Here is a 12527-nt window from a genome sequence, read left to right as displayed (position 1 = left end):
GCGTGAGGCGTCCCAGGCCAGCCAGCCGGCCAGCAGCGTCAGCACGGTGACGGCCGCGGTGAACGCGCGCAGCACGTACGGGCCCCTGCGGGCGTGCCGGCGGCCCGCCGCGAGATACGCCCGCTGCACATCGGTGATGTCCCGCGCGCGTTCCGACTGCCAGCGGTCGGCCGCCGACAGGAGTTTCCCCGGGACGGGGGCGAAGGGGCGGCCGCCCGCCTCCTGCCACGCGCGCGCGTGCTCCTCCACTTCGGCCTGCCAGGCACGGAACTCCTCGCCCTCGCGCAGAGCGGTGCGCAACCACTCCCACTCGCGCAGCAGCGCCTCGTGCGCCATGCGCAGCGACTCCCCCGGCGGCCCGCCCGCCTGGGGACGGACCCGGACGAGCAGCTTCACCCGCGTCATCCGCTGCGCCAACCGCGACTGGCCGGAGTCGAGTTCGGCGACCGGCACGCTGTCCGGCAGGAAGCGGCCGAGCCCGTACGGGCGGGCCAGCCGCTGGAACAGGCGGCGTGCCGTCTCCTCGTCGGCGAGCCCCTCCCCGACGGCCGTCGTGAGCGTGGTCTGGGCGTGCCGGGCCAGTGCGCCGGACAGCCCTCCGAGGTCCTGGTAGGCGGCATGGGTGAGGGTGCCCCCGGTGCGCCGTTGCCACAGCTGGGCGAGCGTGAACTCCAGCAGGGGCAGGGCGTTGGCCTCCCCGTGGGCGTCCTGGGCCTCGCGGGCGTCCCTCAGCAGCAGCTCCGCCAGCCCCGGCTCCAGTCCCGCGCCCGGAACCGAGCGCAGCGGTTCGGAGATCACCCGTGCCAGGGCGTCGTCGCCCAGCGGGTCCAGGCGCACCAGGGACCGGGTCAGCCGCTCGGCCGGGAGCGCGGTGGCCAGCGCGTCCAGCGTCGCGTTCCTGGCGGTCAGGACGGCACGCAGCCCACGGCCGGGTACCAGGTCGGCGACACCGGTGAGTTCGCGCAGCCAGGCCACGGCCCGGCGGGCGGCGCGCGGCGCGGCGGCCGCGTACTCCTCGAACTGGTCGACCACCAGCACGCACATCCGGCCCCCGGCCGCGGACCGCAGCCGCTCGCGCAGCCGTCCGAGCGCGAGATCGTCACCGGCCAGCGCCTCGCGTACGACGGTGCCCCGCGCGTCGTCCGGTGCTGCGGGGCGGGCGGCGTCCCACAGGGCGAGCAGTGCCTCGCCGAAGAAGACGGCGGGATCGTCCGCCTCGCGCGGCGTCCGCACCACGACCACCGCGTCCGCCTCCCGCAGCCGGGGCAGCAGTCCGGCGCGCAGCAGTGACGACTTGCCCGTGCCCGACTGCCCGGTCAGCAGGACCAGCGGGCGTTCACGCACCGCTGCGGCGAGGGCGGCGGCGTCGTCCTCGCGGCCGTGGAACAGGTGCGCGTCCTCCTCCTCGAAGCGCAGCAGGCCCTTGAAAGGCTCCCGGTCCTCGGCCGCCAGGGCCTCTCCGGGCGCCAGCCGTCGGGCGGGGACCAGGTACGCCGTGCCCGTGAGGGAGCGCCCGCCCCTTGCCGCGATCATCCCGACCACCGCGCGGGCCTCCACGTCCCACACCGGGCTGCCGCTGAAGCCGGGCAGGATCGGCACGCTGCCGGCGCCGGTGTCGAGCTGGATGCGGCCCGCGCCCTGCCCGCCGCGCAGGGTGCCGTGGGCGTTGACGCCCGAGACGGTGTCCTCGGGGAAGCCGTACACGCGGGCCTCACGGCCCCACAGCGACTGGTCCGGGGAGGCCAGCGGCAGCGGCGCGGAGCCGTGCACCGGGTGCGCCAGCCGGAGCACGGCCACGTCGTCCTCGGGGCGCCACTCGACGACCGTGGCGGTCACGGGCGGCGGACTGCCGTCGGCGAGCAGCGGGAAGTCGACGCGGACGGGTGTGTCCGGGACGTCCGACGGCGTGCGCACCTCGCCCGCCAGCACATGCGCGCAGGTGCACACCAGGTGGGGCGTGATCAGGAAGCCGGCGCCCAGCGGGACGCCGTCGGTGCCGAGTAATCGGGCGAGCCCCCACTCGAACGCCGGGGAGGCGGAGGGGCGGCGCGCCTCAGCGGTCGCCATCGCCGGGGGCCGTCTCCGCGGCCGGTGCGTCGTTCCCTTCCTCGTCCGCTGCCCGTTCCCGCTCGCGCGGCTGCCGCTCCCACTCCATCAGCACCTTGAAGTGCGCCTCGGAGGAGGCCCGCGCCAGGACGACGCCCGCGTCCGCGCCCAGCTTGACCCCGAACTCCAGCGTCACCCGGTCCGGGGCCTGCGGCATGGCCCGCAGCGAGTCGAGGACGTCCTGCGCCGCCGGGCGGACGTGGTCCACGGCCTCGCGCAGGGTGCCCGTGGCGCCCTCCGCGGTCTCGGGGCGGCGCCGCCTGCGGACGGGTTCGTGCGCGTCCGCGCCGTACGGCGGGGGAGGTCCGTCGACCTCGACGCGCAGCACCGTGCCGTCACTCGCCGTGAACTCCGTCGTCTCCGCCATCGTGTCCGTGGTCCGTCGCTTCCGTGAGGTCCGGTGTTGCCGCACCGCGTCCGTTTCCCGGGTCGAGCCCGAGAAATGTACGCAGCATCGACGGCGAACTTCAATGGACTTGCGGAAGTGGCCAGTTGACGCCCCTGAGGCGACACGCGGCACTCAGCCCGACGTCACACCGGCAACCGCCGGAACACCCCCCGCGGCAGGTGCCGCAGGGCCGACATCACCACGCGCAGCGCCCCCGGGACCCACACCGTCTCCGAGCGGCGCCGCAGGCCCAGTTCGACCGCGGTCGCGACCGCCTCGGGCGTGGTCGCCAGGGGGGACTCCGGCAGGCCGGCGGTCATCCGGGTGCGGACGAAGCCGGGGCGCACCACCATCACGTGGACGCCCGTGCCGTGCAGCGCGTCGCCCAGGCCCTGGGCGAAGGCGTCCAGGCCGGCCTTGCTGGAGCCGTAGATGAAGTTGGCGCGCCGGGCCCGCTCGCCCGCGACCGAGGACAGCACGACCAGCGAGCCGTGCCCCTGCGACTGCAGCGAGCGGGCGCACACCAGGCCCGCCGAGACCGCGCCGGTGTAGTTGGTCTGGGCGACCCGCACCGCCGCCTCCGGTTCCCGTTCGTCACGGGCCTGGTCGCCGAGGAGGCCGAACGCGAGCAGCACCATGTCGATGTCGCCCTCGGCGAACACCTTGCCGAGCACGGCCTCGTGGGAGGCCGGGTCGAGGGCGTCGAAGGCGATGGTGTGCACGTCGGCGCCGAGCCCGCGCAGCTCGCCGGCGGCCTCCTCCAGCGCGGGCGAGGGGCGGCCCGCCAGCCATACCGTGCGGGTGCGGCGGGCGATCAGCCGGCGGGCGGTGGCCAGCGCGATCTCCGAGGTGCCGCCGAGGACGAGCAGGGACTGGGGGAGGCCGAAGGCGTCCTTCATGACAACTCCTAGTGTTTTGCCGTGCCTAGAGAGCCAGGCGGCGGGCCAGGTCGGACACGAACACCCCGTGCGGGTCCAGTTCGGCGCGCAGGGCGCGGAAGTCGTCCAGGCGCGGGTACATCGCCGCGAGCAGCTCCGGGCGCAGCCGGGCGTCCTTGGCGAGGTAGACGCGTCCGCCCGCGGCGGCGACCTCGTCGTCGAGTTCGTCGAGGAACGCGCCGAGGCCGGGCAGGCCCGCCGGGATGTCCAGGGCCAGCGTCCAGCCGGGCACCGGGAAGGACAGCCAGCCCGGGTCGGACTCCCCGAAGCGCTTGAGGACGGCCAGGAAGGACGGGCAGCGGCGTTCGGAGATGCGGCGCACGATGCGGCGCAGGGCGTCCTCCTGGCCGTAGCCGACGGCGAACTGGTACTGGACGAAGCCGCCCCGGCCGTAGACGCGGTTCCAGTGGGGCACCCCGTCCAGGGGGTGGAAGAACGCCGAGATCCGCTGGAGCGCCCCCGCGCGGGCGCGGGGCGACTTGCGGTACCACAGCTCGTTGAACAGGCCCACGGTCGTCCGGGTGAGCAGGCCCTCGGGGACGACGGAGGGCGTGGACGGCAGGCGCGCGGTGCGGAAGGCGAGCGGGTCGCGGCGCAGGCGGGCGGGGAGCGCGTCCAGGGGCGCGTGGTCGCCGCGGGTGAGGACCGCGCGGCCGGTCGACGCGCCGCGGGCCAGCAGGTCGATCCAGGCGACCGAGTAGCGGTAGCGGTGGTCGGTGGCCGCGAGCCGGGCCATCAGGTCGTCGAGGTCCGTCGCGCGTTCGGTGTCGACCGACATCAGCGACGTCTCGACCGGCTGCAGGCGGAGCGTGGCGGTGAGGATGACGCCGGTCAGGCCCATGCCGCCCGCCGTCGCGTCGAAGAGCGGCGTGCCGGGGATCACCGTGCGGATCTCACCGTCGGCGGTGAGCAGTTCGAAGGCGAGCACGTGCCGCGCGAAGGAGCCGGAGACGTGGTGGTTCTTGCCGTGGATGTCGGCGCCGATCGCGCCGCCGACGGTGACGTAGCGGGTGCCGGGGGTGACCGGCACGAACCAGCCGAGCGGCAGCAGCACTTCCATCAGCCGGTGCAGGGAGACGCCCGCGTCGCACAGCACGGTGCCGCCGTCGGCGTCGATGGCGTGCACGCGGTCCAGGCCCGTCATGTCGAGCACGGACCCGCCCGCGTTCTGCGCCGCGTCCCCGTACGCCCGTCCCAGGCCCCGGGGGATCCCGCCGCGGGCCCCGCACTCCCGGACGGCCGTCGCGGCCTCCTCGTACGTCCGCGGGCGGATCAGCCGGCCTGCTGTGGGGGCGGTGCGGCCCCAGCCGGTGACGGTGGTGTGGTCCAGGCCCATGACGTCCGGGTCGGAATCGGTGTCGGCAGACATGTCGGTGACCGTATCGCCCTAGTGTGGGCGATCAGTTCGGGAACATGGCATGCCTCCCCGAAATGGGTGATTAATGGGATGTCGCTCTATATTGCCGCAGTTCGGGTGGGCCGGGCGTGAACAGTGAGTCCACATGGACGACCTCGACGACCTGCACGACATCGACCACCGGATGGTTTCGGCGCTCAGGGCGTGCGGCACCGACCCGCGCGTGGCCGGCGCCGCACGCGCCCTGTCCTGGGCCGGGGAGCACGCGGCGCTGTGGCTGGCGGCGGGGCTCGCCGGAGCCGCCGTCGACGGCAGGAGACGCGGCGCCTGGCTGCGCGGCACGGCCCTGACCGCCGGGGCGCACCTGGTCAGCATGGGGGTGAAACGGGTCGTGCGCCGCCCGCGCCCCGCGCACGTGGTGCCCCTGGTGCGTACCGTCGGACGGCACTCCTTCCCCAGCTCGCACGCCACCTCGTCCGCGGCCGCCGCCGTCGCCTTCGGCGCACTCGGGGTGCGCGCGGTCCCGCCGCTCGCCGCCGCCGTGTGCGTCTCGCGCCTGGTGGCCGGCGTCCACTACCCCTCCGACGTCGCCGCCGGAGCGGCCCTCGGCGCCCTCACGGCCCGCCTGGGCGCCCGCTGGATGAGGGGAGGCGCCCACCATGGCTGAGACGGCCGTCCTGCGGCAGCGCGCCCCCGAGCGGCCGCCCGCGCCGGACCGCAGGGGCGGGCTGCTGTCCGGTCTCGTGCGGACCGCGCGCCCTCGGCAGTGGGTCAAGAACATTCTCGTGGTCGCCGCCCCGGCGGCCGCCGGAGAGCTCTTCTCCCGGCACGCCCTGATCCGGCTCGCACTCGTCTTCGTGCTCTTCACCGCCTGCGCCGCCGCCGTCTACCTGGTCAACGACGCCCGCGACGCCGACGCCGACCGCGCCCACCCCGTCAAACGGCACCGCCCGGTCGCCGCCGGACAGGTCCCGGTGCCCGTCGCCTACGCCGTCGGCGGCGTCCTCGGCCTGCTCGCCCCCGTCGCCGCCGCCTGGCTGTGCGGCCCGGCCGTCGCCGCCCTGCTGACCGCCTACCTCGCCCTGCAACTCGCCTACTGCATCAGCCTCAAGCACGTCCTCGTCGTCGACCTCGCGGTCGTCACGACCGGGTTCCTGATGCGCGCCATGGTCGGCGGCCTCGCCCTCGGCATCCCGCTGTCGCGCTGGTTCCTGATCACCACCGGCTTCGGCGCGCTGTTCATGGTGTCGGCCAAGCGCTACTCGGAGGCCGTGCAGATGGCCGGGAAGGCGGGCGCCACGCGCGCGTTGCTCACCGAGTACACCACCGGCTACCTGCGCTTCGTCTGGCAGCTCGCGGCCGGGGTCGCCGTCCTCGGCTACTGCCTGTGGGCCATGGAGGAGGGCGGCGTCCCGCACACCAGCGTGCTGCCCTGGCGGCAGCTGTCCATGGTCGCCTTCATCCTGGCGGTCCTGCGCTACGCCGTCTTCGCCGACCGCGGCACGGCCGGCGAACCGGAGGACGTCGTCCTGCGCGACCGGGCGCTCACCGTCATCGGCGTGGTCTGGATGGCCATGTACGGCCTGGCGGTGGCCAATTGGTGACCACGCGCGCGTGGCCCGCCCCCGCGTCCCCGCTCCGCGCTAAGGAGCTGGCGGGCTTCGCGACCGTCGGCCTGCTCGCCTACGCCGTCGACCTGGCCCTGTTCACCGCCCTGCGCGGCCCCGCCGGACTCGGCCCCCTCACCGCCAAGACCCTGTCCTTCCTGGCCGCCTGCTCGGTCGCCTACGCGGGCAACGCCCTCGGCCCCTACCGCGCGGCACGCGCCCGGGGCCTGCGCCCGTACGCCGTGTTCTTCGCGGTGAACCTCGCCGGGGCCGCCGTCCAGCTGCTCTGCCTCGCCGTCAGCCACTACGGCCTCGGGCTCACCTCGCAGCGCGCGGACACCGTCTCCGGCGCGGTCGTCGGCATGGCCCTGGCCACAGTCCTGCGGTTCTGGGGTACCCGTACATGGGTGTTCCGGGCGGAGGGCAGAGACGGATCATGGACTGGCTGAAAAAGCTCCCGGTCGTCGGGCCGTGGCTGGGACGGTTGACGATCACCCACGCGTGGCGGTCGTACGAGCGGCTGGACCGCGTGAAGTGGACGCGGCTGGCCGCCGCGATGACCTTCACGAGTTTCGTCGCGCTGTTCCCGCTGCTGACGGTGTCCGCCGCCGTCACCGCCGCCACGCTCAGCACCGAGCAGCAGGACAAGCTGCAGGACAAGCTCACCGACCAGGTGCCCGGCATCTCCGACCAGCTGGACATCGCGGGCCTGGTGGAAAACGCCGGCACGATCGGGCTGATCGCGGGGGCGCTGCTGCTCTTCACCGGCATCAGCTGGGCCGGCTCGATGCGCGAGTGCCTGCGGGAGGTGTGGGAACTGCCCGACGACGAGGAGAACCCGGTCCTGCGCTACGGCAAGGACGCGGGCGTGCTGGTCGGGCTCGGCGGCGCGCTGCTGGTGACCATGGCCGCCTCCGCCGTGGCCTCGGCGATGATCGGCTGGATCATCCGGGAGCTGGGCATCGACGAGGGCGGCTGGGGCGGGGTCCTGCTGCGGATCGCCGCGTTCCTGATCGCCGTCCTCGCCAACTTCCTGCTGCTGCTCTACGTCCTGACGCTGCTGCCCGGCGTCGAGCCGACGCGCCACCGCCTGGTCGTGGCGGCCCTGACCGGCGCGGTCGGCTTCGAACTGCTGAAGCTGCTGCTCAGCGGCTACCTCCAGGGCGTGGCCGCGAAGAGCATGTACGGCGCGTTCGGGGTGCCCGTGGCGCTGCTGCTGTGGATCAACTTCACCTCGAAACTGGTGCTGTTCTGCGCCTCCTGGACGGCGACGCAGAGCAAGCAGGACGAGGTCCCGGCCCTCACGGGCGGGGTCGGCGGCGCACCAGATCCGGCAGCGGCCAGCGGCGGTTGACCAGGAACGCACCGCCCGCGAGCAGCACCAGCACGCCGCCGATGACGCCGAGCGCGGTCCCGATGCCGCCGGAGCCCGCCACCGGGGCTCCGGCCACCGGCTGGGAACCGGTCCCGGCCGTGCCCTTGCCGCCGGCGCCCGCGCCGCCGGCCTCGCCGGAGGGGTTCGCTCCGGGCCGGGGGGCCTGGCTCCTGGGCGGCACCAGTTCGCCCACCGGCTGCACCTTCCCGGCCGCCTCGAAGCCCCAGTCGAACAGCCGGGCGGTCTCCTTGTAGACCTCGTTGTGCCCCGGCTCCTCCGGGTTCATCACGGTGACCAGCAGCACCTTGCCGTCCCGCTCGGCGACGCCGGTGAAGGTCGCGCCCGCGTTGGTGGTGTTGCCGTTCTTCACGCCCGCGATGCCCTGGTAGACCGGCACGTCGGAGTCACCGGCCAGCAGCCGGTTGGTGTTCTGGATCTCGAAGGACTTGCGGACCTTCTTGCCCTTCTTGTTCTTCTTCGTCTCGCCGGGGAACTTCGCCGTGACCGTCGAGGCGTACTCGCGGAAGTCCTCCTTCTGCATCCCGGAGCGGGCGATCAGCGTCAGGTCGTACGCCGAGGAGACCTGCCCCTCGGCGTCGTAGCCGTCCGGGCTGACCACGTGCGTGTCCAGGGCCTGGAGCTCCTCGGCGTGCTCGTTCATCTCCCGGACGGTGTTCTCGACGCCCCCGTTCATCGCGGACAGCACGTGCACGGCGTCGTTGCCGGAGCGCAGGAAGACGCCGAGCCACAGGTCGTGGACGGTGTACGTCTCCTCCTCCTTTATCCCCACCATGCTCGAGCCCGCGCCGATGCCCGCCAGGTCGGACGGCACGACCTTGTGCGTCGCGGTCCTGGGGAACTTCGGCAGCAGCGTGTCCGCGAACAGCATCTTCAGCGTGCTCGCCGGGGCGAGGCGCCAGTGCGCGTTGTGCGCGGCCAGCACGTCACCGGTCTCGGCGTCGGCGACGATCCAGGAGCGGGCGGTGACGCCCTTCGGCAGCACGGGCACCCCGCCCGCCAGGTTCACCTGCGTGCCCGGCTTGCCGAGCCGGGCGCCGCCCACGGTCGACATCGACGCCGGGGGAGCGGCCGACGGGCTCGCCGAGGGGCTCGGGGCGGCGACGGCGGCGGGTGCGGCCAGGGCGAGGGACGACAGGGCGGCGGAGGTGACCAGCAGGGATCGCCTGGCGGTCTTCTTCGGAGCGGGCACGGTCGGAAACGTACATGCCGTGCGGGGGGAAGTCCCGCCTCCGGCCCCACCCCGGGAACGGAACCGGACACGCGTTGGCGATACTGGGTGCATGAAGCTCAGCCGCCCCGTCTCCTGGTTCCTGCTCGCCTTCGGGGTGTGGAGCTGGGTCATCTGGATCACTTTCGTCAAGAACCTGGTCAAGGACGGCAGCGGGCTCGCCTTCGACGACGGCTCCCCCACGGCGTACTTCTGGGTGCACCTGCTGCTCGCCGTCGTTTCCTTCGTATTGGGGACGGTCATCGGGGCCATCGGGTTGCGTGGTCTGCGCGCACTGCGCCGGACGTCATAACGGCAATCGGGAGACACGACACCGTGGCCATCGTCTTCGTACTCGTCGCCCTGCTGGTCCTGGCCGTGATCGTCACGGCCAACTGGTACCTCTGGCGCCGCCTGTTCCGCGACACCACCCGCGGTCCGGGCCCCGTCCGCCGCGCGGGCGCGGTCCTGGTCGCGGGCGGCTGGGCCCTGGCGATCACGGCGCTGGTCGCCGAACGCTCCGGCGCCCCCTTCTGGCTCCAGCAGGTCCTCGCCTGGCCGGGCTTCCTGTGGCTGGCCCTGTCGATGTACCTGGTGCTGGCGGTCCTCGCGGGCGAGCTCGTACGGCCGCTGCTGCGGCGGTTCCTGGAGCGGCGGGACAGGGCGAAGGAGCAGGGCGCGCAGGCCGGTTCGGGGACGGCGGACTCCACCCGGCCGGAGAAGGTCGTCGTGCCCGAGGGCGCCGCCGCCTCCGCCGCGGCCGGACAGGAGGCGGACCCCGTGCCCGGCGGCCCCGTGCAGCCGCCCGTCGGCACCGACCCGTCCGGCACCACGAGTTCCCCGGCTCCCGCCGGCCCCTCGCGTCGTCTGTTCGTCTCCCGGGTCGTCGCCGGGGCGGCCGCCGCCGCTGCCGTCGGAACCGTCGGGCACGGGACGTACGGGGTGCTGCGCGGCCCGGAGGTGAAGCGGGTGACCGTGCCGCTGGCCAAGCTGCCGCGGGCCGCGCACGGGTACCGGATCGCGGTCGTCAGCGACGTGCACCTCGGGCCGGTCCTGGGGCGCGGCTTCGCGCAGAAGGTCGTCGACACGATCAACTCGACCCAGCCCGACCTGATCGCGGTCGTCGGTGACCTGGTCGACGGCAGCGTGAAGGACCTCGGCCCCGCCGCCGCCCCGCTCGCCCAGCTCAAGGCCCGTCACGGCTCCTACTTCGTCACCGGCAACCACGAGTACTTCTCCGGCGCGGGGCAGTGGATCGAGGAGGTCCGGCGGCTGGGCCTCGACCCCCTGGAGAACGCCCGCAGGGAACTGCCGCACTTCGACCTGGCCGGCGTCAACGACGTGGCCGGCGAGGACGAGGGCCAGGGCCCCGACTTCGCCAGGGCGCTCGGCGACCGGGACACGGCACGCGCGTGCGTGCTCCTCGCCCACCAGCCCGTCCAGATCCACGACGCCGTCGACCACGGCGTCGACCTCCAGCTGTCCGGCCACACCCACGGCGGCCAGCTCTGGCCCGGCAACCTCCTCGCCTCCGGCGCCAACCCCACCCTGGCGGGCCTGGAACGCTACGGAGACACCCAGCTCTACGTCTCGCGCGGCGCGGGCGCCTGGGGCCCGCCCACCCGGGTCGGCGCCCCCTCGGACATCACGGTGATCGAGCTGGCCTCCCGGCAGGCCTGAGACACCGCAGACGCCCCGGCGGACCCGGGCACGCGGCGGATCACGGGCTCGGTGGCCCGGCGGGACGCCTGGCCGGGTCCGGCATCGCCCGGGTCATGCCCGGCAGGAAGTCCGTGAACAGCTCGTGCACCTCCCGCACCAGCGGCCGCAGCACCCGGAAGCGGGACAGGACGACCCCGCGCGCGGTCAGCCGGGCCCCGCGCTCGGCGAGCCGGTAGCTGCGCTCCCGCCCCTCCGTCCGGTCGAAGATCCAGTACAGGACGAGCCCCATCTGGGACAGCCACATCAACTCGGGCAGGATGTCCCGCAGTTCCTCGGGCACCTTCGTCCTCGTCCCGGCCAGGACCTGCCGGTGGACGCTGATGGCCTCCACGCGCGCGTGCTCCGACTCGGGCGAGAAGGGGCTGAGCGGACTGTCCGGGTCGGCGGCGTTCTTGAAGAACTGCACCGCGAACTCGTGGTAGGGCCGGGCGATGTCCAGCCAGGCGCGCAGTACGCCGGCGAGCCGCGCCTCCAGGTCGGTCTCCCGCTCCAGGATTCCCCGGACCGCCACCTGGTGCTCGGCGGCGATCCGGTCGTAGAAGCCCTGGATCAGGTGTTCCTTGCCCTCGAAGTAGTAGTAGGCGTTGCCGACGGAGACCCCGGCCTCCTTGGCGATGGCCCGCATGGTCGTCTTGTCGTAGCCGCGCTCCTGGAACAGCCGCATGGCCGTCTCCAGGATCAGCGCGCGGGTCTGCTCGGACTTGCTGGGGTGGGCGCCCTCGTCGGGGCCGTCGTTCTTCGCGGGCACGGACAGAGAGCCTAACGCCAGCTCCGCCCCGCCTGACGGGGGGCGCAGGTGCCGTCGGCGCAGCCCGGCGCGGTGTAGGTCCAGCCGCGGCCCGGCTGGTACGACCACCCGTCCGCGCGCCGGTAGACCCGGCCGCCCCACTGCGCGTCCTGCCGCTGCCACTGCGCCCCGCGCCACTTGGCCGCGGCGAGCACCGCGCCCCTGGCGAGCCGGGCACCGGACGGCGTGCTCAGCCGGTGGGCCAGCGGCCGGTGCTCGCGCAGCGCCCACAGGGTGACGACCCAGGCGGCCGCGCCCCGGTAGACCTGCCCGGCGTCGCCGACGACGGTGATCTCGTCGAGGGTGGCGCCGTGGTCGAGGCCGGGAAAGCGCCGCCGGGCCTCCTCGGAGCCGGCCGGGACCGGCTCCAGCGGCACCAGCTGGGGCTGCCGCAGGAGCCAGTCGCGCAGGAACGCGCACAGGGAGCACTCGGCGTCGTACAGCACGGTGAGCCGTCTCACCGGTGGTGCGGTGGTGGGCCGGGGGGCCGGTGCGGTGGCGTTCACGGCGGTCTCCGCTCAGCCCTGGGCCTGCGGGGCGACCCAGCCCTGCGGCGGCACCGGCGGCAGCTGCTCCCGTTCCATCGCGCCCCGGCGCCGGATCCGGTTCAGCACGTAGACGTTGGCCAGGTGCATCACGCCGAGCACGAGCAGCACCACGCCGAGCTTGGTCGACAGGGCCTCGAAGACCCCGCGGGTGTCGGTGATGGTCTCGTCGCCGCTCAGGTACAGCGCGACGAACCCGAGGTTGACGAGGTAGAAGCCGACCACCAGGAGGTGGTTGACGGCTTCGGCGAGCTTCTCGTTGCCGTGCAGCACGTCGGCGAGGAAGACCCGCCCGTTGCGGCTCAGCGTGCGGGCCACCCAGATGGTCAGACTGATGCTGACCAGCAGGTAGATGACGTAGGCGACGACCGTGCGGTCCATTGCCCCCACCCTTCTTGAACACGTTCAAAACGCTGTCGAGGATGACTGTAGACCTCTTTTTGAACATGTTCAACACAAGCCGCGGGGAGATCG

Annotated in this window: 13 protein-coding genes and 1 pseudogene; 6 read left to right on the top strand and 8 right to left on the bottom strand. The window is 73.8% G+C overall.

Annotation, left to right across the window (positions count from 1 at the left end):
• Nucleotides 1-225: 225 nt before the first annotated feature.
• From ABZY20_RS06235 to ABZY20_RS06220, 4 genes and pseudogenes are all read right to left on the bottom strand, one after another.
• Nucleotides 226-2067, bottom strand: a pseudogene (locus tag ABZY20_RS06235) (serine protease); the annotation flags it as partial.
• Nucleotides 2054-2473 (bottom strand): CU044_2847 family protein, encoded by a 420-nt coding sequence (locus ABZY20_RS06230; RefSeq protein ID WP_356437273.1) that lies wholly within the window; start codon nt 2471-2473, stop codon nt 2054-2056. The pseudogene ABZY20_RS06235 and the gene ABZY20_RS06230, both read right to left, overlap by 14 nt.
• Before the next feature lie 164 nt (nt 2474-2637).
• Nucleotides 2638-3393 (bottom strand): decaprenylphospho-beta-D-erythro-pentofuranosid-2-ulose 2-reductase, encoded by a 756-nt coding sequence (locus ABZY20_RS06225; RefSeq protein ID WP_356437270.1) that lies wholly within the window; start codon nt 3391-3393, stop codon nt 2638-2640.
• A gap of 25 nt (nt 3394-3418) precedes the next feature.
• Nucleotides 3419-4801, bottom strand: a complete 1383-nt coding sequence (locus ABZY20_RS06220; protein ID WP_356437267.1) for an FAD-binding oxidoreductase — start codon at nt 4799-4801, stop codon at nt 3419-3421.
• A 133-nt stretch (nt 4802-4934) separates the two neighbouring features.
• On the opposite strand from ABZY20_RS06220, the gene ABZY20_RS06215 reads away from it, so the two are divergent.
• From ABZY20_RS06215 to ABZY20_RS06200, 4 genes are read left to right on the top strand one after another with little or no spacing between them, the layout of a single operon-like run.
• Nucleotides 4935-5456: a phosphatase PAP2 family protein gene (locus ABZY20_RS06215; protein WP_356437264.1), complete on the top strand. Its 522-nt coding sequence runs from the start codon at nt 4935-4937 to the stop codon at nt 5454-5456.
• Nucleotides 5449-6393, top strand: coding sequence for a decaprenyl-phosphate phosphoribosyltransferase (locus ABZY20_RS06210; RefSeq protein ID WP_356437261.1), 945 nt, complete (start codon nt 5449-5451; stop codon nt 6391-6393). Before ABZY20_RS06215 ends, ABZY20_RS06210 begins: the two co-directional genes overlap by 8 nt.
• Nucleotides 6390-6845, top strand: a complete 456-nt coding sequence (locus ABZY20_RS06205) for a GtrA family protein (protein ID WP_356437258.1) — start codon at nt 6390-6392, stop codon at nt 6843-6845. Before ABZY20_RS06210 ends, ABZY20_RS06205 begins: the two co-directional genes overlap by 4 nt.
• The gene (locus tag ABZY20_RS06200) at nt 6833-7750 is read left to right on the top strand and encodes a YihY/virulence factor BrkB family protein (protein WP_356437255.1); all 918 of its coding nucleotides are present in this window, start codon (nt 6833-6835) and stop codon (nt 7748-7750) included. Before ABZY20_RS06205 ends, ABZY20_RS06200 begins: the two co-directional genes overlap by 13 nt.
• Here ABZY20_RS06200 and ABZY20_RS06195 read toward each other — a convergent pair.
• Nucleotides 7698-8981 carry a D-alanyl-D-alanine carboxypeptidase gene (locus ABZY20_RS06195; protein WP_356437253.1) on the bottom strand — a complete coding sequence of 428 codons (1284 nt, stop codon included), beginning with the start codon at nt 8979-8981 and terminating at the stop codon, nt 7698-7700. The genes ABZY20_RS06200 and ABZY20_RS06195 overlap by 53 nt on opposite strands.
• Nucleotides 8982-9072: 91 nt before the next feature.
• Between ABZY20_RS06195 and ABZY20_RS06190 the strand changes: the two genes are divergently transcribed.
• Both ABZY20_RS06190 and ABZY20_RS06185 read left to right on the top strand, forming a co-directional pair.
• Nucleotides 9073-9312, top strand: a complete 240-nt coding sequence (locus ABZY20_RS06190; RefSeq protein ID WP_356437250.1) for a hypothetical protein — start codon at nt 9073-9075, stop codon at nt 9310-9312.
• A gap of 23 nt (nt 9313-9335) precedes the next feature.
• Complete coding sequence (locus ABZY20_RS06185) at nt 9336-10679, top strand: metallophosphoesterase (RefSeq protein ID WP_356437248.1); 1344 nt, start codon at nt 9336-9338, stop codon at nt 10677-10679.
• Between the two features lie 40 nt (nt 10680-10719).
• Here ABZY20_RS06185 and ABZY20_RS06180 read toward each other — a convergent pair whose 3' ends face one another.
• Genes ABZY20_RS06180 through ABZY20_RS06170 form a run of 3 tightly spaced genes read right to left on the bottom strand, consistent with a single transcriptional unit; the run spans nt 10720 to nt 12434 of the window.
• A complete protein-coding gene (locus ABZY20_RS06180; protein ID WP_356437245.1) occupies nt 10720-11469 on the bottom strand; it encodes a TetR family transcriptional regulator in 750 nt (249 codons plus the stop codon).
• Nucleotides 11470-11480: 11 nt separating this feature from the next.
• The gene (locus ABZY20_RS06175; protein WP_356437242.1) at nt 11481-12014 is read right to left on the bottom strand and encodes a DCC1-like thiol-disulfide oxidoreductase family protein; all 534 of its coding nucleotides are present in this window, start codon (nt 12012-12014) and stop codon (nt 11481-11483) included.
• Nucleotides 12015-12026: 12 nt separating this feature from the next.
• Nucleotides 12027-12434 carry a hypothetical protein gene (locus ABZY20_RS06170; RefSeq protein WP_356437239.1) on the bottom strand — a complete coding sequence of 136 codons (408 nt, stop codon included), beginning with the start codon at nt 12432-12434 and terminating at the stop codon, nt 12027-12029.
• Nucleotides 12435-12527: the final 93 nt, after the last annotated feature.

It is taken from the genome of Streptomyces sp. NPDC006624 (assembly GCF_040611555.1).
Taxonomy (GTDB): Bacteria; Actinomycetota; Actinomycetes; order Streptomycetales; family Streptomycetaceae; genus Streptomyces.
This window is presented reverse-complemented; position numbering and strand designations above follow the sequence as displayed.